The organism is Pseudomonas mosselii (genome assembly GCF_019823065.1).
In the GTDB taxonomy this organism is placed as follows: Bacteria; Pseudomonadota; Gammaproteobacteria; order Pseudomonadales; family Pseudomonadaceae; genus Aquipseudomonas; species Aquipseudomonas mosselii.
The window spans coordinates 3,534,547-3,557,789 of record NZ_CP081966.1 but is presented as its reverse complement, the minus strand read 5'-3'; the positions used below and the strand labels follow the sequence as shown (position 1 = coordinate 3,557,789).

The following is a 23,243-nucleotide window of genomic DNA, read 5'->3' as shown; positions in this document are numbered from 1 at the left end:
CAGCGGCCCCAGGTTCTAAGCCACCATCAACATTGCTGGGGCTGCTGCGCAGCCCTTTCGCGACGCAAGGCTGCTCCTACAGAGGCGTTCAACTGTCGCCCAGCGCCTTGACCACCTGCTCGACGCTGGCCTTGAGCCCCGCCACGGTGTCGTCCGGATCGCTGTCCACCACCAGCAACTTCGCCCCGGAAGCGGCGATCGCCTCGGCCACCTTTGCGTCTGGCTGGCGATGGTGCAGCACCAGGGCCACATCCTGCGCCTTGAGGTTTTCCCCCAGTGCCTTGAGCGCGGCTTCGTCCCACTTGCCGTCGGCTGGCAGCGGCTGTTCGACCATATCCAGGTTCAACCCGCTGGCCAGGTAGCCCAGGCGCTCGGACAGGCTGACCACGGTCAGGTTGTCGACCTCGGCCAGGCGTGTCTGGCTGCTGGCGGTCAGCTCCAGCATCTGTCGTTTGAGGCCGGCGAGGTTGCCCTGGATCTTGGCCTTGTCTGTTGGCGAGAGGCGCTCCAGGTCGTTGGCGACGACATCGGCCATGCGCCCCAGGTTGGTCGGGTTCAGCCAGGGGTAGGCAGCGAAGGCCTCGTCGCCCTTGACCGCAATGCCGGGCAGGGCACCGTCCACCGGACGCGCGGCATCGATCTCGACGATGCGGATATTGCTGCGTCGGGCCATGGGGTAGAGCGGATCGTCACGCCAGATCGAGCGCACGCCGATCACCGCGTCGGCTTTCAGCGCCACCTTCTGCAGGCTGGCGCCGCCACGGCCACTGAAGTACGAGGGCTGGCGGCTGGCTGGCAGGTTGGCCGGGGCGGCGCGCTTGAGCTGCACCGAGGTGCCGTCGAGCAATACACTGGCCAGGCTGTGGGTCACCGGCAGGGTGGTCAGCACTTCGGTGGCACTGGCCAGCAGTGGCAGGCCACTCAGGACCAGGACCAGGGGCAGTTTGTTCAGGGTCATGCCGGGTTTCCTTGCAGGCGGGGGACGAGGGCGCGGGCCAGGGCCGCGAGGGCGAAGCAGATCCCGGCGACCAGGATGATCGCCGCGCCCGAGGGCACTGGCAGGTCAAAGACGATCGGCAGCAGGATGCCGAGCAGGGTGCTCAGGGTGGCGATGATCACCGAGACGAAGAAGAAGCCCTTGAGCGACTGGCTGACCAGCCGCGCCGCCGCCGCCGGGATCACCAGCAGGGCACCGACCAGGATCGCGCCGATCACCTTCACCGAGGCCACGGTGACCAGGGTCACCAGCACCACGAACAGGTAGTCGAGGGTCTTCACCGCCACCCCGCGCACCGCCGCCAGCTGCGGGTTGAAACTGGCCAGCATGATGCGGTTGTACAGCGGCAGGGCCAAGGCCAGCACCAGCACGGCGACGATGCCCAGCACCAGCAGATCATGGGCGCTGACGGTGAGCACCGAGCCAAACAGTACGTTCTCGAGGATGTGCACGTTGATCTTGCCGGCCAGCATCAGCAGCAAACTCGCGCCCAGGGCCAGCGACACCGAGAGGAACACGCCGATCAGCGTGTCCGGGGACAATCCGGTGCGGTTGCGCAGGAAATTGAGCAGGATGCCGAACAGCAGGCAGTAGCCGAACAGGCTGCCGTACGGGCCGGTGTAGGGCTCGCCGAGCAGGATGCCGATGGCCACGCCGGTCAGCGCGGCATGGCCGACCGCCTCGGAGAAGAAGGCGAAGCGCTTGACCACCACCAGGGTGCCCAGCCCGCCCAGCACCGGGCCGATCATCAGGCCCGCCAGCAGGGCGTTGACCACGAAACCGTAGGCCAGGGCTTCCGGTAGGTAACCAGCGGTGGCCCAGTCCTGGACCAGTTGGCGGAACGATTCGAAACTCATCAGGCAAGGCTCTCGCTGCGCGGGTGGACGGAGAACAGCCCGAGCAGGCGCTCGGGGGTCAGGGCCTGGGCCGGCGGGGCGTCGAACAGCACCTGGCGGCTCAGCCCGGTGACCCGGTCGGCCAGGCGCAGCACCGCTTCCAGGTCGTGCTCGATCCACAGCACGGTGGTGCCGGCCTGGCGCCAGCCGTGCAACAGTTGCTCGAACACCTGGATGCCGGCCTCGTCGAGGGCCGACATCGGCTCGTCCAGCACCAGCAGCTGTGGCTCGGGGATCAGCCCCTGGGCCAGCAGCACGCGCTGGCGCTCGCCGCCGGACAGCGCGCCCATGCGCCGCTTGCGCTTGTCGAGCATGCCCACCCGCGCCAGCGCCGCGTCGATCGCCGGGCGTACGCGCCGTGACAGGCCGAGGAACGCCGGGCGGCGCTGGCACATGGCGGCCATGAAGTCGTCCACGGTCATCGGCAGGCCGCGGTCGAATTCCAGAGCCTGGGGCACGTAGCCGATCACTTCACGCTCACCGGGCCAGTGCAGGGTCAGCTGGCCCTGGTGCGGCATCTGCCCGAGCAGGGTCTTGATCAGCGAACTCTTGCCGCCGCCGTTGGGGCCGACGATGGCGTGCACGCTGCCGGGGGCGACGCTGAAGCGCACGTTCTCGAGAATGCGCGTGCGGCCCAGGGTGAGGTCGATGCCGTCGAACTCGATGCGTGGCCCGCTGGCGGTTGTGAGGTTGGCGGCGGCGGTCACGTGCGGTTCTCCTGGATGGCCTGGACCACCGTGTCGAGGTTGCGCTTCATCTCCACCTCGTACTTTTCCTGGGTGTAGTCGCCGTAGGAGATGTGCGTGAGCGGGTAGATGCGCACGCCGGACTCGCGATGGATGGTGTCGACGTACGCTGACGGGAAGTCCATCTCCGAGAAGATCACCTTCACATCCAGGGCCTTGAGCTGGTCGATGGTCTTCTTCAGCTGTGCTGGGCTCGGTTCGATGCCGTGGGCCGGTTCCACCACCGCGGTGACCTCGAGGCCGAAGTCGCGCACCAGGTAGTCGTAGGCGGCGTGGATGGTGGCCACGCGGAAGGTCGCGTCCGGCGCCTGGGTGACCTTGGCCAGGGCCTCGGCGCGCAGAGCACGCAGACGCTTGGCGTAGGCCCGGGCGTTCTGCGTGTAGAACTTGGCGTTGTCCGGGTCGAGCTTGCCCAGCTCGCGGGCGATGTTGTTGACCTGGGCGATGGTGGCGCTGATCGACAGGAAGGTATGCGGGTTGACCACTTTGCCGGCGCCGCGGGCGGCGATGCCGGTGGCCGCCAGCAGCGGCACGTTGGCATTGGACTCGATGGTCTTGATATCGGGTTTTTCGCTGGCGGCGATCATGCGGTCGGCGAAGTCGTCGTGGCCGACACCGTTGAGCACGATCACATCGAGGCTGCCGATGCGCTTGATGTCCTCGGCGCGGGGCTCGTAGGCATGGGGGTTGAAGCCGGCCGGGATCAGCGGCACCACCTCGGCCTTGTCGCCGACGATGTTGCTCACGTAGCTGTAGTAGGGGTGCAGGGTGATGCCGATGCGCAGTGGCTTGCCATTGTCGGCGAGGGCCACGGCGGGCAGGGCGCAGGCCAGGAGCAGCGCCAGGGTGCGGCGGGCGAAGCGGAGCATGGGCAGGTCCTTAGTGACGGTGTTGACGGGTGACCCCGGCGTCGTAGTGGGTGACGATCTGTTGCCAGCCGGCGGCGATCAGTGCGTCGCTGTCCAGCGCGTCGGGGGGTAGGGCGGTGCTGTCGCGGCGCAACCAGACATCCGGCTGGGCATCGCTGGCGGCGGGCAGGATCACCAGGAAACTGCCTGCCACCTGGGCGTCCTGGCTGCGGCCCAGGTAGGCGCCGTTGGCCAGCAGCGACCACTGGTGGCTGCCGCGGCTCTGACTGCTGGCGTCGCTGACGAACGGCGGCAGTCCCTCGTCGGCCAGGGCCTGTGCATCCGGGGCGGTGCCGTTATCCTCGCGCAGGGCACGGATCTCCTCGACGGCCACCCACAGGTCGGTGTGGATGCCCTGTTCGGCGGCATTGAGGTCGCGACGGGCGTCGAGCTGGTGGGCGGCGATGGCCTGTTCATCCTCGCGCTCGCCGCGCGCGGCCACCACGCTGGCGGCCAGCACCACGATCAGCAGCGCGGCCAACAGCACGTAGAGGGTCTCGTGCCCGGCGCCGGCCGGGCGCACCACCTGGGCGCGACTCATGGCGCACCGATGTCGGCGTGGTCGACTTCCACCACATGGCCGGGGCCGGCATCGAACAGCACGTAGAACTCACCGTCGGGGCGCTTGAAGGTCAGGGTCGAGTCGTCGCCGAGCTTGCTCGCCACCAGCACCTGCTCGTCGTAGCCGATCACGTCCAGAGTCACGCCGGGAGCGCCGCTGCCGTCGGAGAAGCCACCCTTGCAGGTGATCTGTTCGCCGTGTTCGGTGCACTCGCACATCGGGTTGTGCGCCAGCGCCGGGGTGGCGGCCAGGGCCAAGAGGGGCAGGGCGAGCCTGCGCATCAGCTGTTTCATTTGTTGCCTCCTTGTTTCTCGAGCCAGGCCGCGGTGGCGGGGGATGCCTTGGCCAGTGGCACCGAGGCCTGGTACATCTTGCCGTCCCAGCCTTCGATGGTGATCCAGATGTCGGCGTCGGGGCGGGTGCGCGGCGGGATCGGCAGCGCGGTGCCCATGCGCGCCGGCGCGCCGAAGAAAATCGTGCCGGCGGCACGCAGGCTGCGCGGCTTGCCCACCCGCAGGTAGATGGCCTTGACGCCTTCGTCGCAGCTCGTGCAGGCGGCGTTGAAGGCCTTGAAGTAGCCGGCCGGGCCCTCGGCGCGTGGGGCTTCGTCACGCAGTTCGGCCAGGTCCAGGGTCCAGCGCCCGACCTTGAGATCCTTGACGATATTGGCACCCAGGCCGCTGTCGCCGCGGAACAGGCTGGCGTCGGCGAAGTACTTGGGCATGAAGCCCAGGGGAATGAGGATCAGCAGGATGTTCAAATGGAAGCGCCATTTCAGCCACAGCTGCTTCGGGCCGCTTGGCGGCAGGGTGTCGGTCTGGCTCAAGGTTGGGCCTCCAGGGTGGTTGGGCTGGCCGTGGCGCGTGAGCGCGGACGCTCGCCGCGCTTGAGGGCGGCGAGGGTGGCCTGGGTGGTGCGTTTGGTCCAGATCAGCAGGCCGCTGAACACCATCAGGGTCAGGACCAGGCCGAAGAAGAACCAGATCAGCTTGATCGCCAGGCCACCGAAGTCACCGGTATGCAGCGGGCGCATGGATTCGGTGACGAACTCCAGGGTGGAGCGGTCGCGGAGCAGGAACTGGCTGTCGACGTTGGACGTGTAGGGGTTGACCTCGGCGGTCTGGAACATCAGCGGGTACCAGCCGCGCCCGCCCATGCTGTAGTGACTGTAGGCGGTGGCCGGCAGCGAGATGAAGCTGATGTCCAGGCCGGGGATCTTCTGGTTGGCGATGCGTGCCGCCTGGTCCAGGTCGATACGCGGCGCGGGGCCGCCGTCGGCGGTCTGTGGCACCTGTTCGCGGGCGATCACCGGCACGATCGGCTCGCTGGAAATCGTCACGTGGTTGTCGGCGAGAATCGCCTGGATCAGGAACCAGGTACCGGTGATGGCAATTACCGCAATGAACCAGATCGACCACACGCCGGCCAACCGGTGCACGTCGCCCCAGAAGATCCGTGGGCCGTGGCCGGTGCGCAGGGGCTTGAAGAAACCACGCCAGAACTTCTTGTACACCACCAGCCCGGTGACCAGCGAGGCGAGCATCGGCAGCCCGAGCAGAGACACCAGGTACCAGCCCCAGCTGTAGCCGTTGGTGAAGGGCACCAGCCACCAGCCGTGCAGGGCGCGGGTGAACGCTTCGAAGTCGAAGTCCGGGCGCTGGCCCTGGATAGCCCCGGAGTAGGGGTTGACGTAGAGCAGTGCGTTGGTGCCGTCGGCGCGGGTCACCGAGGCCTGCAGGGCGAAGTGCGAACCGTCCGGCTGGCTGAAAAAGCGCACCGCCAGGTCCGGTTCGGCCTTGTGCATGGCGTCGAGCACCTGCTGGTAGCTCAGGCGCTGGCTGTCGTCGTCGGGCTTGCTGGCGCGCACATCGGCGTTGGCCAGCCAGACGATCTCCTGGCTGACCACCGCGAGCATGCCGGTGAAGCAGACGATCAGGACGAAGAACCAGATCGGCAGGGCAAGCCAGCTGTGGACCAAAAACCACAGCTTGGAATTGGATTTCTTTCTCGATTGTCGGGCCATCGCTCGGTCTTCTGCATATAAAAATACGGTCGAGTCTGTGCTCAACCTGGAAGGCTGCATCAGTAAGGACGAATGAGAATCAGAAAGCTGCCAAGGCAAATGAAAGAAAATGTTTCAAGGGCTGGACGTGACCTCCGTTGAAACCGGCGCCTTGACCACCCGCGCCTGCTTCTGGCTGCGCTTGAGTGCGTTGGCGGTGGCCAGGGCGGTGCGTTTGCTCCAGATCAGCAGGCCACTGAGCACCATCATGCTCAGCAACAGGCCGAAGAAGAACCAGATCAGCTTGACCGGCAGGCCGCCGAAGTCGCCGGTGTGCAGCGGGCGCATGGACTCGGTGACGAACTCCAGGGGCTTGCGGTCGGCGAGCAGGCGCGTGGCGTCCACCTCGCCGGTGTAGGGGTTGATCTCGGCCTTCTGGTACATCAGCGGATACCAGCTGATGCCGCCGATGCTCAGGTGGGCGTAGGCATTGCTGGGGAAACCGACATAGTCGACGTCGAAGCCGGGGATCTCGCGCTGGGTGATGCGCACGGCCTCGTCCGGGCTGATCATCGGCGTCGGGCTGCCGTCGGCGGTCAGTGGCACCTTTTCCCGGGCGATCACCGGCACGATCGGCTCGCTGGAGATGGAGATGTGGTTGTCGGCGAGCAAGGCCTTGATCAGGAACCAGACGCCGGTGATGGAGATCACCGCGATGAACCAGATCGACCAGATACCGCTCAGGCGGTGGAAATCGCCCCAGAAGATCCGCGCGCCTTGGTTGAAGCGCAGGGTCGGCTTGAAGAAACCTTTCCAGAACCGCTTGTAGATCACCAGCCCGGTGACCAGCGAGGCCAGCATCGGCAGGCCGAGCAGTGACACCAGGTACCAGCCCCAGCTGTAGCCGTTGGTGTGTGGCACCAGCCACCAGCCGTGCAGGGCGCGGGTGAACTCCTCGAAGTTGAACGACGGGGTGACGCCCTGGATATGCCCGGTGTAGGGGTTGACGTAGACCCGTACCGTGCGGCCGTCGGGGTAGGTGACGTCCGACAGCATGGCGAAGTGCGCTTCGCTCAGGGTCATCAGGCTGGCCACGGCGATACCGGGCTGATCGCGCTGCATGGCCACCAGCAGTTCGTCGTAGTTAAGCCGCCGGGCCTCGTCCGAAGGCGGGTTGGCACGGGTTTCCGGGTTGGCCAGCCAGACGATCTCGCGGCTGATCACCGCCAGGGTGCCGGTGACGCAGACGATCAGCACGAAGAACCAGATGGGCAGGGCCAGCCAGCTGTGCACGAGGAACCAGATTTTCGAGCGTGACTTTTTCGACATGGGGTACGCAGTGTCAATGGCGAAGTTCAGGGGCAAAAGCCCGGCCGTATCAGAAAGAGACGCATGAGCAGGGCAAAACCTGATGAGCCAATTGCAAGCAAGTGTTTCCAGGGAGTCCTGCGGGGTGTGGGAACGGTCGACTAATTTGCCCGCGCTTCGAAACGTCCTCCTATCACCGGACGCGAGCGTGCCCACGGGCCGCCGGTCCCTTTCATCGAATGTGTACAGGAGGCCCGTCATGGGTGTTGCTGTGGGATTTACAGTGCGTCCGCTATTGCCGGAGCAGGGACGTTTGCCGTTGCTGGTGGAGGCGGGTGACGACGACACCCACCTGTTGGAGGTGTTCGACGAGCTCAAGGCGCTGGTGGATGAACACCTGCCGCGCGACGGTGGCATCCTGTTTCGTGGATTCCGCCTGGAGGGCGCCGAGCAGTTCCGTCAGTTCGCCGCCAGCTTCGGTCATCCGTTGCTCAACTACGAGTTCGGCTCGACACCGCGTACCAACGTTACCCAGGGGGTCTACACCTCCACCGAGTACCCGGCGCACCAGCATATTCCGCTGCACAACGAGCAGGCCTACTCCCGCGACTGGCCGATGAAGATCTGGTTCTACAGCATGATTGCCGCCCGCAGTGGTGGCGAGACGCCGATCGCCGACAGTCGCGAGGTCTATCGTCGCGTGCCGGCGCATATCCGCGAGCGCTTCGTCAGCAAGGGCCTGATGTACGTGCGCAACTTCGGCAACGGTTTGGACGTGTCCTGGGAGCAGGTGTTCAACACCGAGGACCAGGAGGAGGTCGAGGCCTACTGCAGGGCCCATGGCATCACCTGCGAGTGGAAGGATGACGGCGAGCTGCGTACCCGCCAGGTGTGCCAGGCGGTGGCACGGCACCCGGTGACCGGCGACATGGTCTGGTTCAACCAGGCGCACCTGTTCCACATCTCCAACCTGCCGGCCGACGTGCGCGAGAGCCTGCTGGACATCGTCGACGAGGAAGACCTGCCGCGTAACGTCTACTACGGTGACGGTTCGCCCATCGAGGACGAGGTGCTCGACGAGATCCGTCAGGTGCTGGAGGACTGCAAGATCAGCTTCCCCTGGCAGGAGGGCGACGTGATGATGCTCGACAACATGCTCGCCGCCCATGCCCGCGCGCCGTTCGAAGGCCCGCGCAAGGTGATCGTGGCAATGGCCGAGGGGCATTCGCTGGGCCAGGCCTGATTTGCCGATCCCCAGGGCTGCTGCGCAGCCCTTTCGTGTTCCGGCAGGCCGGCGCGAATTCTTGTGGGAGCGGCCTTGCGTCGCGAAAGGGGCGCGCAGCGCCCCCGGGGCGCCAGCGTAGAACGCCTGCCGCTAAATCATCCCTGCGCCCATTCGTTCTTGTTGATGCGCCCGGACCTTCCGGTCGCGCCGCCGACCAGCAAGGACCTCACACATGAATGCCGCAGACGCCCAGAAACTTTCCCGCCGTTTCATCGAGTTGCCCCTGGACAAGCGCCGCTTGTTCCTCGAAGGGATGCGACGCGAGGGCATTGATTTCGCGCAGCTGCCCATGTCGTCCTGTGTCGGCCTGAGCGAGCGCGACGGCCTGTCCTACGCCCAGCAGCGCATGTGGTTCCTCTGGCAGCTGGAGCCCCACAGCGCCGCCTACAACCTGCCGATGGCCGTGCGCCTCGACGGCGAGCTGCAGGTCGAGGCGCTGGAGCGGGCGTTCAGCCTGCTGGTCGCCCGCCACGAATGCCTGCGCACCACCTTCGCCCAGGACGGCGAGCGGGCGTTGCAGCAGGTGGCGGAACCGGCGCCGGTGAGCATCCAGCTGTTCGACCTGGCCGACCTGCCTGAGACCACGCGCTGGGAGCGCGCGCACCAGCAGATGGCGGCCCAGGCCACCCAGGCCTTCGACCTCGAAGGCGGGCCGCTGTTCGGCATCGCCCTGTTGCGCCTGGCGCCTCAGGAGCACGTGCTGCTGCTGACCCTGCACCACATCATCGCCGACGGCTGGTCGATGAACATCCTGATCGACGAGTTCATGCGCAGCTACGACGCCCTGGTGGCGGGGCGCGAGCCGCAGCTGGCGGAGCTCAAGGTGCACTACCGCGACTATGCGCTGTGGCAGCGCAGTTGGCTGGAGGCCGGCGAGCGCGAGCGCCAGCTGGACTACTGGCGCGAGCAGCTGGGTGACGAGCACCCGTTGCTGGAGCTGCCGACCGACCGGCCTTACCCGGCCCAGCCCAGCCACCTCGGCGAGCGCCTGGAGCTGACGCTCGACGCGGGCCTGCGCGAGGACCTGAAGCAGCTGGCCCAGCAGCACGGCGTGACCCTGTCCACGGTGCTGCTGGCGGTGTTCAAGACCCTGCTGTACCGCTACAGCGGCCAGACCGACATTCGTGTCGGCGGCCTGATCGCCAACCGCAACCGCAGCGAAACCGAAGGGCTGGTCGGCTTCTTCGTCAATACCCAGGTGCTGCGCAGCCAGTTCACCGCGCAGACGCCTTTCAGCGACCTGCTGCGCAGCCTGCACCAGGCTTCGGTCGGTGCCCAGGCGCACCAGGACCTGCCGTTCGACGCGCTGATCGAGGCCCTGCAGCCCCAACGCAGCCAGAGCCATACGCCACTGTTCCAGGTGATGTTCAACCACCAGCCGCTGGTTACCGACCTCAATGACGTGCGCCTGGACTGCGGTCTGCGCGTGGGCTACCTGAGCGCCGAGCAGTTGGCCGGCAGCCATCGCCAGCATGCCGCCACCAGCGACCTGATGCTCGATACGCGGGAAGAGGGCGAGCAATTGTTCGCCGCCTTCACCTATGCCACCGACCTCTTCGACGAAACCACCATCGCCGTCCTGGCCGGGCACTGGCGCAACCTGCTGCGCGCGGTCTGCCAGGCGCCGCGCCAGCGCCTGGGCGAGTTGCCGCTGCTGGCCGAGGCCGAGCGCCAGGCGCTGCTGTGCCCGGTGTCCGAAGTGTCGCCGCGGGTGCCGGTGCAGCGCCTGTTCGAAGCCCAGGCCGCCCGCAGCGGCGAGGCGCTGGCGCTGATCCTGGCCGACGGCGCTGCGGCGCCGTCGATGAGTTACGCCGAACTCAACGCCCGCAGCAATCGCCTGGCCCGCCACCTGCGCCACCAGGGCGTCGGCCCCGATGTGCTGGTGGGCGTGGCCCTGGACCGCTCGCTGGACCTGGCCGTGGCCCTGCTCGCCGTGCTCAAGGCCGGTGGCGCCTATGTGCCGCTGGACCTGCAGGCTCCGGCCGAACGCCTGGGCCATGTCTTCGAGGACAGCGGCCTGCAATGGCTGCTGACCACCACCGCCCAGTTGCCCGGCCTGCCGGCGCAGGATGGGCTGCGCTGCCTGTGCCTGGACCAGCTGGCGCTGGACGACGTACCGGCGGACGACCTGGCGCTTACCGTCACGCACGACAACCTGGCCTATGTGATCTACACCTCCGGCTCCACCGGCCGGCCCAAGGGCGTGGCCATCAGCCACGGCGCCCTGAGCGAGTTCATCGCCCGCGCCATCGACTACAGCGACCTGCGCGAAGGCGACCGTGTCCTGCAGTTCGCCACCAGCAGCTTCGACGGCTTCGTCGAGCAGTTCTTCCCGCCGCTGTGCCACGGTGCCTGCGTGGTGCTGCGCGATACCCGCCTGTGGGACAGCGCCGCCCTGCACGAGGTGCTGGTCAGCCACGGCGTGACCCTGGCCGACCTGCCGGCCGCGTACTGGTACTGGCTGGTACAGGACTTCGCGGCGCGTCCGCCGGCCAACTACGGCGCGCTGCGCCAGATCCACGTCGGCGGCGAGGCGATGGCGGTGGACGGGTTGCGCCTGTGGCAACTGGCCGGGCTGGGCCATGTGCGCCTGCTCAACACCTATGGCCCGACCGAGGCCACGGTGGTCTCGACCATCCACGACTGCACCGGGCTCGGCCACGAGGCGGTGTCCTGGCGCGGTATCCCCATCGGCCAGGGCCTGGCGCAGCGTCGGTTGTACATCCTCGACGATGACCTCGAACTGCTGCCGCAGGGCGCCGTGGGCGAGCTGTACATCGGTGGCCCGGGCCTGGCTCGCGGCTACCATGGCCAGCCGGCGCTGAGCGCCCAGCGCTTCGTCGCCGACCCGTTCGCCCATGGCGAGCGCCTGTACCGCACCGGCGACCGCGCGCGCCTGGGCGCCGACGGCGCCATCGAGTACATCGGCCGTGTCGATCACCAGGTCAAGGTGCGGGGCTTCCGCATCGAGCTTGGCGAGATCGAGGCGCGCCTGCAGCAGTGCCCGGGCGTGCGTGAGGCGGTGGTGCTGGCCCTGCCGATGACCGGTGGCCTGCAACTGGTCGCCTATGTGGTGCCCGACGCCGCCGAACAGGATGCCGCCGAACAGGCGCGTTTCCGCCAGCAGGTGCGCAGCCTGCTCAAGGCCCGCCTGCCCGAATACATGGTGCCCGGCCACCTGCTGCTGTTGCCGCGCCTGCCCCTGACGCCCAGCGGCAAGCTGGACCGCAAGGCCCTGCCGGTACCGGACCCGAGCGCGTTGCAGGCTGAGTATCGGGCGCCGCAGAGCGCCACCGAGCAGCAGCTGGCGCAGATCTGGATGCAGGTGCTGGGCGTGGCCAAGGTTGGCCTGGACGATCACTTCTTCGAGCTGGGCGGGCACTCGTTGCTGGCCGCCCAGGTGTTGGCGCGGATCAAGGACCAGCTGGGCCTGGTGCTGCCGTTGCGCAGCTTGTTCGAACACCCGGCGCTGGGCGACCTGGCCGCCGAGCTGGGCCGCCTGGAGGGTGGCGATAAGGATGACGACTGGTCGGATATGGATGCGTTCATGAGTTCGTTGGAAGGGGTTGAGGCATGAGTGGCAACATGGCGGTACGCATTGCGAAACGGTTCGTCAGCCTGCCCCTGGCGCAGCGCCGGCAGTTCCTCGCCAAGCTGCGCGAGGACGGCAAGGACTTCAGCCTGTTGCCGGTGGTCGAGTCGCGTCACGACTTCGCCAGCATCCCCCTGTCCTTCGCCCAGCAGCGCCTGCTGTTCCTCTGGCAGTTGGAACCGCACAGCGCGGCCTACAACATGGCCGCCGGTCTGCGCCTGAGCGGCCGGCTCGACGTGGCGGCCCTGCGGCGCTCGTTCGAGCACCTGGTGGCACGCCACGAGGCGCTGCGCACGGTGTTCCAGGTCGATGGCGAACAGCCGCGCCAGGTAATCCTCGAAACCCAGGTCGTGCCGCTGGAGCAGGTCGATCTCACCCAGGTCGCCAGTGAGCGGCGCGAGGCCGAGCTGGCCGCGCAGGTGCGCGAGGCCAGCCACCAACCCTTCGACCTGCTGCACGGGCCGCTGCTGCGTGCCAGCCTGTACCGGCTGGCGGCTGAAGACTACGTGCTGCTGGTGAGCATGCATCACATCGTCTCCGACGGCTGGTCGATGGACGTGATGGTCAAGGAGTTCGTGCACAGCTACCAGGCCTTCAGCCAGGGCCAGGCGCCGCATCTGCCGGCGCTGGAGGTGCAGTACGCCGACTATGCGATCTGGCAGCGCAGCTGGCTGGAGGCCGGGGAGGGCGAGCGCCAGCTCGACTACTGGCGCCAGCAGTTGGGCCAGGAGCAGCCGCTGCTCGAAGTGGCCGCTGATTTTGCCCGCCCGTTGACCCAGAGCTTCGACGGCCAGACCTTGAGCTTCGACTTCGGTGCCGAGCTTTCCCGACGCCTGGGCGGCTACGCCCGCGCCCAGGGCATGACCCTGTTCATGCTGGTGCTGGCGGGCTTCTCGCTGTTCCTCTCGCGCCAGGCCGGGCAGCGCGATATCCGCATCGGCGTGCCCAACGCCAACCGCGGCCGCGCCGAGGTCGAGGGGCTGATCGGCTTCTTCGTCAACACCCAGGTGCTACGCTGCCAGGTGGACGAGCGCCTGAGCTTCGACGACCTGCTGGCCCAGGTGCGCGAAGCGGTGCTCGGTGCCCAGGCGCACCAGGAACTGCCGTTCGAGCAACTGGTGGACGCGCTGGTGCCGGAGCGCAACCTGGGCCACAACCCGCTGTTCCAGGTCAAGTTCAACCAGAACGTCGGCATGCAACGCCAGCGCTCGCTGGCCCTGCCGGGTCTGAGCGTCGCCGAGTACCCGCTGGACAAGGTCGGCACCCACTTCGACCTGGCGCTGGACATCACCGACGACGGCCAGCTGATCCATGGCGAGATGACCTTCGCCAGCGACCTCTACCAGCGTTCCACGGTGGAGGCGTTCATTCCGGCGTTCATCGAGCTGCTGGGCCAGTTGCTCGACGCGCCGCAACTGCCGCTGCATCGCCTGGCCGCGCCGCTGCGTGTCGGGCAGGCGCCGGAGCGCGAGGCGCCGGCACTGGTGCTGGAGCAGTGGCAGCAGCAGGTGCAACGGCAGCCCGAGGCGCTCGCCGCCCGCAGCCTGGAGCACAGCCTGAGCTTCGATGCCCTCGATCAGGCCGCCAACCGCCTGGCCCATTACCTGCAACGCCAGGGCGTGACCCGCGGCCAGCCGGTCGCGGTGCTGATGGAGCGTTCGCTGGACTGGCTGACCGGCATGCTCGGCATTCTCAAGGCCGGCGCCGTGTACATGCCGCTGGACACCAAGGCGCCTGAGGCGCGCCTGCGGCAGATGCTCGACGCGGCGCAGGCCAAGGTACTGTTGTGCGCCGCCGGCGATGCGCGACTGACCAGCCTGGCCGCCGCCGATCGCCTGTGCTTGGCCTATGTGCCCGAACAATGGCAGCACCTGCCAGCCAGCGCGCCAGCCATCACGCTGTGGGCCGAATCGCCGGCCTATGTGATCCACACCTCCGGCTCCACCGGCCAGCCCAAGGGCGTGCTGGTCAGCCATGGCGCCCTGGCCAGCTACGTCGCCGGCCTGCTCGAACGCTTGGCGCCGGCGCCGGAGGCGAGCATGGCGCTGGTCTCGACCATCGCCGCCGACCTGGGCCACACCGTGCTGTTCGGCGCCCTGTGCGGCGGGCGCTTGCTGCACGTGCTGCCCGAGGCGCTGGGCTTCGACCCGGACGCCTTCGCTCGCTACATGGCCGAACACCGGGTCGGCGTGCTGAAAATCGTCCCCGGCCACCTGGCGGCGCTGCTGCAGGCCGGCACGCCCGCCGATGTGCTGCCCGAACAGGCGCTGATCGTCGGTGGCGAGGCCTGCACGCCCGCCCTGGTGGAGCAGGTGCGCCGGCTCAAGCCGGGCTGCCGCCTGATCAACCACTATGGCCCGAGCGAGACCACGGTCGGCGTGCTGACCCACGAGGTCTCGACCCTCGCCGCCGAGGCCCGCGCCGTGCCAGTGGGCACGGCGCTGCCGGGCGCCCATGTGCTGCTGCTCGATGATGTGCTCAACCCGGTGGCCGACCAGGTCGCGGGCGAGCTGTATATCGGCGGTGCCAGCGTGGCCCAGGGTTACCTGGGCCAGCCGGGTCTGACCGCCGAACGCTTCGTGCCGGACCCGACGCAGGCGGGCCAGCGTCTGTACCGCAGCGGCGACCGCGTGCGGCGCAACCGCTCGGGCCAGGTGGAATTCATCGGCCGCGCCGACGACCAGGTCAAGGTGCGCGGTTATCGCGTTGAGCCGGCCGAAGTGGCGCGGGTGCTGCTGGGGCTGGACGGTGTCGCCGAAGCGGTGGTCCTGGCCCAGCCGGTGGACGGTGACGAGAGCCGCCTGCAACTGGTGGGCTGGTGCGTGGGGCAGGGGCTGCAGGGTGAAGCCTTGCGCCAGCAATTGCAGGACCGCCTGCCGGACTACATGGTGCCGGCGCAGATCCTGGTCCTGGAGCGCCTGCCGCTGACCGCCAACGGCAAGCTCGACAAGCGCGCCCTGCCGGCACCGGGTGTCGCCCGGCGCCAGTACACCGCGCCGGTCGGCGAGATCGAGCAGGCCCTGGCGGCGATCTGGGCCGAGGTGCTCAAGCTCGACCAGGTCGGCAGCACCGACAACTTCTTCGAGCTGGGCGGCGACTCGATCCTCAGCCTGCAGATCATCGCCCGGGCCAAGCGCCAGGGCATCAAGCTCAGCCCCAAGCAATTGTTCGAGAAACAGACCATCGGCCAGCTGGCGGCGGTGGCCAAGCGCATCGAGAAAAAGGCCGCGGCGCTCGAGCAGGTCAATGGCACGCTGGCGTTGCTGCCGATCCAGGCGCGTTTCTTCGAAATCGACATTCCCGAGCGCCAGCACTGGAACCAGGCGCTGCTGCTCAAGCCGACCCAGGCGCTGCGCGCCGACTGCCTGACGGGCGCGCTGCAGGCTTTGGTCGACCAGCACGACGCCCTGCGCCTGCGCTTCACCCAGCGCGATACCTGGCAGGCCGAGTTCCAGGCCGGCAAGGCCGAGGGCATGCTTTGGGTTCGCGCGTTGAATGATGTGGCCGAGCTGCCGGCCCTGGCCGAGCAGGCCCAGCGCAGCCTCGACCTGGCCAAGGGGCCGCTGCTGCGGGCGTTGCTGGTCGACCTGCCCGAAGGCCAGCAGCGTTTGCTGCTGGTGATCCACCACCTGGTGGTCGACGGGGTGTCCTGGCGGGTGCTGCTGGAAGACCTGCAACTGGCCTACACCGCCCTGGCCGCGGGCAAGCCGCTGACGCTGGCGGCCAAGAGCAGTTCGCTCAAGGCCTGGGCCGAGCGCCTTGGCGCCTATGCCCGCAGCCCCGAACTGCTGGCCGAAGCCGATTACTGGCTGGACGGCCTCGCAGCCGCTGGCGATGAATTGCCCCGGGACAATCCGTCGGGCGCCCAGACCAACCGTCACGTCGCCCATGCCTCGTCGCGTCTGGACACCGCGCTGACCCGCAAACTGCTGCAGGTGGCGCCCGCTGCCTACCGCACCCAGGTCAACGATCTGCTGTTGGCGGCTCTGGCGCGGGTATTGTGCGATTGGACCGAAGACGAGTCGATCCTGATCCAGCTCGAAGGCCATGGCCGCGAGGACCTGTTCCCGGAACTGGACCTCAGCCGTACCCTGGGCTGGTTCAGCAGCCTGTTCCCGGTACGCCTGACGCCGGCCCGGGCGCTGGGCGCGGGGCTGTGCGCGATCAAGGAGCAGTTGCGCGCGGTGCCGAACAAAGGCATCGGCTACGGCGTGCTGCGCTACCTCGGCGAGCCCGACCTGCGCGAGCGCCTGGCGGCATTGCCACAGCCACGGGTGACCTTCAACTACCTGGGCCAGTTCGACGGCAGCTTCGCCGAGGCCGAAGGCGCCCTGTTCACCCCGGCCAGCGAGGGCGGCGGCGCCACCCAGGATCTGGACAGCCCGCTGGGCAACTGGCTCGGCATCACCGGTCAGGTCTACCAGGGCGAGCTGGAACTGGACTGGAGCTTCAGCCGCGAGGTGTTCCGCCCCGAGACCATCGAGGCCCTGGCGCGTCGCTACGAGCAGGTGCTCACCGAGTTGGTCGAGCACTGCGCCCAGGCGCCACACCAGGGCGTCACGCCGTCTGACTTCCCGTTGGCCGAGCTGACCCAGGCGCAACTGGATGGCCTGCCGCTGGTGGCCGGGGACATCGAGGACCTCTATCCGCTGTCGCCGATGCAGCAGGGCATGCTGTTCCACAGCCTCTACGAGCAGGCGGCGGGCAACTACATCAACCAGCTGCGCGTGGATGTGCGCGGGCTGGACATGGCGCGTTTCCGGACGGCCTGGCAGGCGGTGGTGGACAACCACGAAGTGCTGCGCAGCTGCTTCCCGCAGGATCTGCCGGCGCCGGTGCAGGTGGTGCGCCGTCAGGTACAGGTGCCTTTCGTCGAACTCGACCCGCCCCAGGATCCGGATGCCGTGGCCCAGGCCGAGCGCCAGTCCGGTTTCGACCTGGCCAGCGGCCCGCTGCTGCGCCTGACGCTGATCCGCACGGGTGATGACAGTCATCACCTGATCTACACCAGCCATCACATTCTGATGGATGGCTGGAGCAGCTCGCGCCTGCTGGGCGAAGTGCTGCAGCGCTACAGTGGTGTGACGCCGGGCGCCAAGACCAGCCGTTACCGCGACTATATCCAGTGGCTGCAAGGCCAGGACCAGCAGGCCAGCGAAACCTTCTGGCGTGAGCAGGTGGCTGAGCTGCAAGAGCCGACCCGTCTGGTCCAGGCGTTCAAGTCCTCGGCCCAGGGGCAGGGCCATGGTGCGCTGGCGCTGCGTTTCGAGGCGCAGCAGACCCGGCAGCTGGCGGACTTCGCCCGGGACCAGCGCGTCACCCTCAACACCCTGGTCCAGGCGGCCTGGCTGCTGCTGTTGCAGCGCTACACCGGCCAGGCCAGCGTAACCTTCGGTGCCACCGTATCCGGACGCCCGGCCGAGTTACCGGGTGTCGAGGAGCAACTGGGGCTGTTCATCAACACTTTGCCGGTGGTCGCCAGCCCACGTTCCGAGCAGCGCGTTGACGAGTGGGTGCAGCAGGTCCAGGCGCTTAACCTGGCCTTGCGCGAACACGAACACACGCCGCTGTACGAGATCCAGCGCTGGGCCGGCTGGAGCGGCGAGGCGCTGTTCGACAATATTCTGGTCTTCGAGAACTACCCGGTCGCCGAGGCGCTGCAACAGGGCGCGCCGCGGGGGCTGCTGTTTGGCGAGGTGCTCAACCAGGAGCAGACCAACTACCCGCTGACCCTGGTGGTGCAAGTAGGTGAGCGCCTGGAGGCGAGTTTCAGTTTCGATCGCCAGTGCTTCAGCGAACAGGCCATCGACCAGTTGGCGGGGCACTTCCAGCACTTGCTTGCGCAGTTGGCGGCTGACGGTGAGCGTGCACTGGGTGGGCTTAGCCTGCCGGTGGAGGACCAGCAGGTGGTGGCCAGCTATCCGAGCACGGCGTGTGCCCATGAGCTGATCGAGGCGCAGGCAGCACGTACGCCTGAGGCGGTCGCCGTGACCTTCGCCGGGCAATCGCTGAGCTACGGCCAGCTCAACCGCCGCGCCAACCGCCTGGCGCACAAGCTGCGCGAGCAGGGCGTGGGGCCGGATGTGCTGGTGGGCATCGCCGTGGAGCGCGGGTTCGAGATGATTGTCGGCCTGCTGGCGATCCTCAAGGCCGGGGGCGCCTATGTACCGCTGGATCCGGAGTATCCGCAGGATCGGCTCAGCTACATGATGGAAGACAGCGGCATTCAACTGCTACTGGCTCAAGGGCATCTGCTGGCCGATCTGCCCGTGCCGGCGCAGGTTCGCAGCCTGAAGCTGGAAGATGACCTGGCCGGTTACAGCGATGAAAACCCCGAGCACCTGACTCAGCCGGACAACCTGGCCTACGTGATCTACACCTCGGGCTCGACCGGCAAGCCGAAAGGCACGCTGCTGCCGCACCACAACCTGCTGCGTCTGTTCAAGGCCACCGATGCCTGGTTCGGCTTCGGCCCGCAGGATGTGTGGACGCTGTTCCACTCCTATGCCTTCGACTTCTCGGTGTGGGAGATCTTCGGTGCACTGCTGCACGGCGGTCGCCTGGTGATCGTGCCGCGTGAAAACACCCGTTCGCCGGAAGACTTCCACCAGTTGCTGGTGGAGCAGGGTGTCACCGTGCTCAACCAGACCCCATCGGCGTTCAAGCCGCTGATGCGGGTGGCCTGTGACAGTGCTGATGATCTGGCACTGCGCTATGTGATCTTCGGTGGCGAAGCCCTGGATGTGGCCGCGCTGCAACCGTGGTTCGAGCGCTTCGGCGAGGACTGCGACAACCTGATCAACATGTACGGCATCACCGAGACCACGGTCCATGTGACCTACCGGCCGATCCGCTTCGCCGATACGCAACAGCCGGGCAGCCCGATCGGTGCGGCGATTCCGGACCTGTCGATGTATGTACTGGATGCCGATTTCAATCCGGTGGCCAAGGGTTGCACGGGCGAGCTGCACGTCGGTCATGCCGGGCTGGCACGCGGTTACCACAACCGCGCCTCGTTGACTGCTGAACGCTTCGTGCCGGACCCGTTCTCCAGCGAAGGTGGACGTCTGTATCGCACCGGCGACCTGGCGCGATATCGCGGCCAGGAGGTGATCGAGTACGTGGGCCGGATCGACCATCAGGTGAAGATCCGAGGCTTCCGTATCGAACTGGGCGAGATCGAGGCACGCCTGCAAGAGCACGCCGCCGTGCGCGAAGTGCTGGTGCTGGATATCGACGGGGCAGGGGGCAAGCAACTGGCGGCCTACCTGATCGCTCAAGACCCATCCACCGACCACGCCGCCCTGCGCGACACGCTGAAACAGCACCTGAAAGCCAACCTGCCGGACTACATGGTCCCGACCCACTTCCTGGTGCTGGAGCAGTGGCCGCTGACGGCCAACGGCAAGCTGGACCGCAAGGCCCTGCCGAAGCCCGACGCCAGCCAGCTACAACAGGGCTACGTGGCCCCGCGTACGGCGCTGGAGCAACAACTGGCCGCGATCTGGAGCGAAGTGCTGAAGGTCGAGCAGGTTGGCCTGCACGACAACTTCTTCGAACTCGGCGGTCATTCGCTGCTGGCCACCCAGGTGACCTCGCGCATCCGCCAGCGCCTGGCACTGGAAGTCCCGCTGCGCAGCCTGTTCGAGTCCGCCGACCTTCTGGCCTTCGCCCAGGCCGCCGGCCAGGGCTCGGCCAGCCAGGCGCCGGCATTCACTGCCGTGGACCGCAACCAGCCGCTGCCGCTGTCCTACGCCCAACAACGCCAGTGGTTCCTCTGGCAGCTGGAGCCTGAAAGCGCCGCCTACAACATCCCTTCGGCCCTGCGCCTGAAGGGCGAGCTGAACATCGAGGCCCTGCGCAGCAGCTTCGCCGCGCTGATCGCCCGTCACGAAACCCTGCGTACTACCTTCAGGCAGCAGGGCGACAGTGCCCAGCAGGTGGTGCACCCGACGCTCGATGTTCCGCTGCAGGTCGTTTCGGCTGCCCTGGATGAGCCGGCGCTGCATGCCTGGGTCGAGGCCCAGGTGCGCGAGCCGTTCAACCTCGAGCACGGCCCGCTGCTGCGCGCCCGCCTGCTGCGCCTGGCCGCCGACGAACACGTACTGGTGCTGACCCTGCACCACATCGTCGCTGACGGCTGGTCGATGCCGATCATGGTCGACGAACTGGTGCGCGGCTATGAAAGCCATCTGCAGGGTAAGGCCCCGCAGCTGCCGGCCCTGGCGTTCCAGTACGCCGACTATGCCGCCTGGCAGCGCCAGTGGATGGAGGCCGGCGAGCAACGGCGCCAGCTGGACTACTGGCAAGCGCGCCTGGGCAGTACCCAGCCGATCCTCGAACTGGCCACCGACCGCCCACGCCCGGCCGTGCAGCAATACGACGGTGCTCGCCTGCAGGTGAGCCTGGAACCGGGCCTGGTCGCCCAGCTCAAGGCACTGGCCGGGCAACAGGACGTGACCCTGTTCATGCTCCTGCTGGCTTCGTTCCAGGCCTTGCTGCATCGCCATTCCGGTCAGGCCGATATCCGCGTCGGCGTGCCGGTGGCCAACCGCACCCGGGCCGAGACCGAAGGGCTGATCGGCTTCTTCGTCAACACCCTGGTGCTGGATGCCCGCTTCCAGCCGCAACTGCGCTTCGACGAATTGTTGCAACAGGTCAAGCACACCGCCCTGGGTGCTCAGGCGCACCAGGAGCTGCCCTTCGAGCAACTGGTCGAGGCCCTGCAGCCGGAGCGCAGCCTGAGCCATAGCCCACTGTTCCAGGTAATGTTCAACCATCAGACCCAGGTGCTGGGCGAGTCCCGCGAACTGGCGGGCCTCAGCCTGCAGGGGCTGGTCTCGGACAAGCAGACCGCGCAGTTCGACCTGACCCTGGACACTGCCGAGCACGAAGGCGGCCTGAGCGCGACCCTGACCTACGCCACCAGCCTGTTCGAGGCTGCCAGCGTGGCGCGCATGGCCGAGCATTGGTGCAACCTGCTGCAGGGCATCTGCCAGGACGCCGGGCAGCGGGTTGCCGAACTGCCGTTGCTGAGCCGCGAGGAGCGCGAGCGCACCCTGCGCGCCTGGAACGACAGCGCCGCCGACTACCCTCGCGGGCAGACCGTCCAGCAGTTGATCGAGGCGCAAGCCGCGCGTACGCCGCAGGCCATCGCCGCGGTGCTGGGCGAGCAGTCGCTGAGCTACGAGCAACTGAACCGTCGCGCCAACGCCCTGGCCCATCATCTGCGCAGCCTGGGCGTCGGCCCCGATGTGCTGGTGGGGATCGCTGTGGAGCGCAGCCTGGACATGCTGGTCGGCCTGCTGGCGGTGCTCAAGGCCGGTGGCGCCTATGTACCGCTAGACCCGCAGTTCCCCGAGGACCGCCTGGCCTACATGATGGAGGACAGCCGTATCGCGCTGCTGCTGACCCAGTCCGGCCTGCTGCAGCGCCTGCCGATTCCGCCGCAGGTGCACAGCCTGTGCCTGGACCGGCCGCTGCCGGCCGAGCACGGCGAGGACAACCCGCGCCAGCTGGCACTGCCGGACAACCTCGCCTACGTGATCTATACCTCCGGCTCCACCGGCAAGCCCAAGGGCGTGACCATCCGCCACGACGCGCTGGTCAACTTCCTCTGCAGCATGGCGCGCCAGCCGGGCATCGATGCCTCGGACAAGGTGCTGTCGCTGACCTCGCTGTCGTTCGACATTGCCGGCCTTGAGCTGTACCTGCCGTTGCTGCGCGGCGCCCGCGTGGTGCTGCTGGGCGAGCAGGTGAACAAGGACCCGCAGGCCTTGCTGGCGGTGATCCAGGCCCAGGCGGTCAGCGTCGTCCAGGCCACGCCATCGACCTGGCGCATGCTGCTGGATGCCGCGGCGCCCGGGGCCTTCGCCGGCAAGAAGGTGTTGTGTGGCGGCGAGGCGCTGAGCGCCGAGCTGGCCCAGCGCCTGATTGCCCAGGCCGGGCATGTGTGGAACGTCTACGGCCCGACCGAGACCACCATCTGGTCGGCCTGCCACTACCTGACCGCCAGCGACGACGTATGGCTGGGCCGTCCGCTGGCCAACACCCGCCTGCATGTGCTCGGCGCCGAGCTGGACGTGTTGCCGCAAGGCGCGCGCGGCGAGCTGCTGATCGGCGGCGATGGCCTGGCGCGCGGCTACCACAACCGTCCGGGGCTGACCGCCGAACGCTTCGTGCCGGATCCGTTCGCCAGCGAGCCGGGCGCGCGCCTGTACCGCACCGGCGACCTGACCCGCTACCGCGACGACGGCGTGATCGAGTATGTCGGGCGTCTGGACCATCAGGTGAAGATCCGTGGCTTCCGTATCGAGCTGGGCGAAATCGAGGAGCGCCTGCTGCTGCACCCGGCGATCCGCGAGGCCGCGGTGATCGATATCGACGGTGCGGCCGGCAAGCAATTGGCGGCCTACCTGGTGCTGCACGACGCGCAGCAAGGCGTGGAAGCGCTGCGCGGCGAGCTGCGCGCGCACCTGAAGGCCGGCCTGCCGGACTACATGGTGCCGGGCCACCTGGTGGGCCTGGCGCGCATGCCCCAGACCCCCAACGGCAAGCTGGACCGCAAGGCCCTGCCGCTGCCGGACGCCAGCCAACTGCAGCCAGCCCATGTGGCGCCGGTCACGGAGCTGGAGCGCAAGCTGGCGGTGATCTGGGCCGAGGTGCTGCACGTCGAGCGGGTGGGCCTGCAGGACAACTTCTTCGACCTCGGTGGGCACTCGCTGCTGATCGTCCAGGTGATCGGCCGGGTGCGTGAGCAACTGGGCGTCGATCTGAGCCTGAACGAGCTGTTCGAGCAGGCCACCCTGGGCGATTTCAGCCAGGTGGTCGAACGCAAGTCGGGGCAGGTCGCCAACGCCCATGACGAACTGACTAAATCCCTGGAGGCCTTGAAACGTCTTACTGCACAGGAAATAGATAATCTGATCGCTTAGCGGGAGACATTCAA

General features: G+C 67.7%; 12 protein-coding genes. 3 read left to right on the top strand and 9 right to left on the bottom strand.

Annotated elements, in window-relative coordinates; all coding sequences use genetic code 11:
- Nucleotides 1–88 precede the first annotated feature (88 nt).
- From K5H97_RS16320 to K5H97_RS16280, 9 genes are all read right to left on the bottom strand, one after another.
- Nucleotides 89–958 (bottom strand): metal ABC transporter solute-binding protein, Zn/Mn family, encoded by an 870-nt coding sequence (locus K5H97_RS16320; RefSeq protein ID WP_028692190.1) that lies wholly within the window; start codon nucleotides 956–958, stop codon nucleotides 89–91.
- On the bottom strand, nucleotides 955–1,854 hold the full coding sequence (locus tag K5H97_RS16315; protein WP_028692191.1) for a metal ABC transporter permease: 900 nt from the start codon (nucleotides 1,852–1,854) through the stop codon (nucleotides 955–957). The genes K5H97_RS16320 and K5H97_RS16315 overlap by 4 nt, the downstream gene beginning before the upstream one ends.
- Nucleotides 1,854–2,600: a metal ABC transporter ATP-binding protein gene (locus K5H97_RS16310; protein ID WP_028692192.1), complete on the bottom strand. Its 747-nt coding sequence runs from the start codon at nucleotides 2,598–2,600 to the stop codon at nucleotides 1,854–1,856. The genes K5H97_RS16315 and K5H97_RS16310 overlap by 1 nt, the downstream gene beginning before the upstream one ends.
- The gene (locus K5H97_RS16305; protein ID WP_028692193.1) at nucleotides 2,597–3,508 is read right to left on the bottom strand and encodes a metal ABC transporter substrate-binding protein; all 912 of its coding nucleotides are present in this window, start codon (nucleotides 3,506–3,508) and stop codon (nucleotides 2,597–2,599) included. The genes K5H97_RS16310 and K5H97_RS16305 overlap by 4 nt, the downstream gene beginning before the upstream one ends.
- A gap of 10 nt (nucleotides 3,509–3,518) precedes the next feature.
- Entirely contained in the window at nucleotides 3,519–4,088 is a 570-nt protein-coding gene (locus K5H97_RS16300) for a DUF6162 family protein (protein WP_028692194.1), read from the bottom strand.
- Nucleotides 4,085–4,402: a hypothetical protein gene (locus K5H97_RS16295; protein WP_028692195.1), complete on the bottom strand. Its 318-nt coding sequence runs from the start codon at nucleotides 4,400–4,402 to the stop codon at nucleotides 4,085–4,087. Before K5H97_RS16295 ends, K5H97_RS16300 begins: the two co-directional genes overlap by 4 nt.
- Nucleotides 4,399–4,935: a hypothetical protein gene (locus K5H97_RS16290; protein WP_028692196.1), complete on the bottom strand. Its 537-nt coding sequence runs from the start codon at nucleotides 4,933–4,935 to the stop codon at nucleotides 4,399–4,401. The genes K5H97_RS16295 and K5H97_RS16290 overlap by 4 nt, the downstream gene beginning before the upstream one ends.
- The gene (locus tag K5H97_RS16285) at nucleotides 4,932–6,131 is read right to left on the bottom strand and encodes a PepSY-associated TM helix domain-containing protein (protein WP_028692197.1); all 1,200 of its coding nucleotides are present in this window, start codon (nucleotides 6,129–6,131) and stop codon (nucleotides 4,932–4,934) included. Before K5H97_RS16285 ends, K5H97_RS16290 begins: the two co-directional genes overlap by 4 nt.
- Before the next feature lie 114 nt (nucleotides 6,132–6,245).
- Nucleotides 6,246–7,439, bottom strand: coding sequence for a PepSY-associated TM helix domain-containing protein (locus tag K5H97_RS16280; RefSeq protein WP_028692198.1), 1,194 nt, complete (start codon nucleotides 7,437–7,439; stop codon nucleotides 6,246–6,248).
- A gap of 238 nt (nucleotides 7,440–7,677) precedes the next feature.
- Between K5H97_RS16280 and K5H97_RS16275 the strand changes: the two genes are divergently transcribed.
- From K5H97_RS16275 to K5H97_RS16265, 3 genes are all read left to right on the top strand, one after another.
- On the top strand, nucleotides 7,678–8,661 hold the full coding sequence (locus K5H97_RS16275) for a TauD/TfdA family dioxygenase (protein WP_028692199.1): 984 nt from the start codon (nucleotides 7,678–7,680) through the stop codon (nucleotides 8,659–8,661).
- A gap of 214 nt (nucleotides 8,662–8,875) precedes the next feature.
- Nucleotides 8,876–12,280 (top strand): non-ribosomal peptide synthetase, encoded by a 3,405-nt coding sequence (locus K5H97_RS16270; RefSeq protein ID WP_028692200.1) that lies wholly within the window; start codon nucleotides 8,876–8,878, stop codon nucleotides 12,278–12,280.
- Nucleotides 12,277–23,229: a non-ribosomal peptide synthetase gene (locus K5H97_RS16265; protein WP_222577992.1), complete on the top strand. Its 10,953-nt coding sequence runs from the start codon at nucleotides 12,277–12,279 to the stop codon at nucleotides 23,227–23,229. The genes K5H97_RS16270 and K5H97_RS16265 overlap by 4 nt, the downstream gene beginning before the upstream one ends.
- Nucleotides 23,230–23,243 lie beyond the last annotated feature (14 nt).

Bases quoted from the DNA above. Each gene is read 5' to 3' on its own strand.
- K5H97_RS16305 (WP_028692193.1), bottom strand. From the start codon at position 3,508: ATGCTCCGCTTCGCCCGCCGCACCCTGGCGCTGCTCCTGGCCTGCGCC.
- K5H97_RS16315 (WP_028692191.1), bottom strand. From the start codon at position 1,854: ATGAGTTTCGAATCGTTCCGCCAACTGGTCCAGGACTGGGCCACCGCT.
- K5H97_RS16320 (WP_028692190.1), bottom strand. From the start codon at position 958: ATGACCCTGAACAAACTGCCCCTGGTCCTGGTCCTGAGTGGCCTGCCA.
- K5H97_RS16280 (WP_028692198.1), bottom strand. From the start codon at position 7,439: ATGTCGAAAAAGTCACGCTCGAAAATCTGGTTCCTCGTGCACAGCTGG.
- K5H97_RS16275 (WP_028692199.1), top strand. From the start codon at position 7,678: ATGGGTGTTGCTGTGGGATTTACAGTGCGTCCGCTATTGCCGGAGCAG.
- K5H97_RS16265 (WP_222577992.1), top strand. From the start codon at position 12,277: ATGAGTGGCAACATGGCGGTACGCATTGCGAAACGGTTCGTCAGCCTG.
- K5H97_RS16270 (WP_028692200.1), top strand. From the start codon at position 8,876: ATGAATGCCGCAGACGCCCAGAAACTTTCCCGCCGTTTCATCGAGTTG.
- K5H97_RS16285 (WP_028692197.1), bottom strand. From the start codon at position 6,131: ATGGCCCGACAATCGAGAAAGAAATCCAATTCCAAGCTGTGGTTTTTG.
- K5H97_RS16300 (WP_028692194.1), bottom strand. From the start codon at position 4,088: ATGAGTCGCGCCCAGGTGGTGCGCCCGGCCGGCGCCGGGCACGAGACC.
- K5H97_RS16295 (WP_028692195.1), bottom strand. From the start codon at position 4,402: ATGAAACAGCTGATGCGCAGGCTCGCCCTGCCCCTCTTGGCCCTGGCC.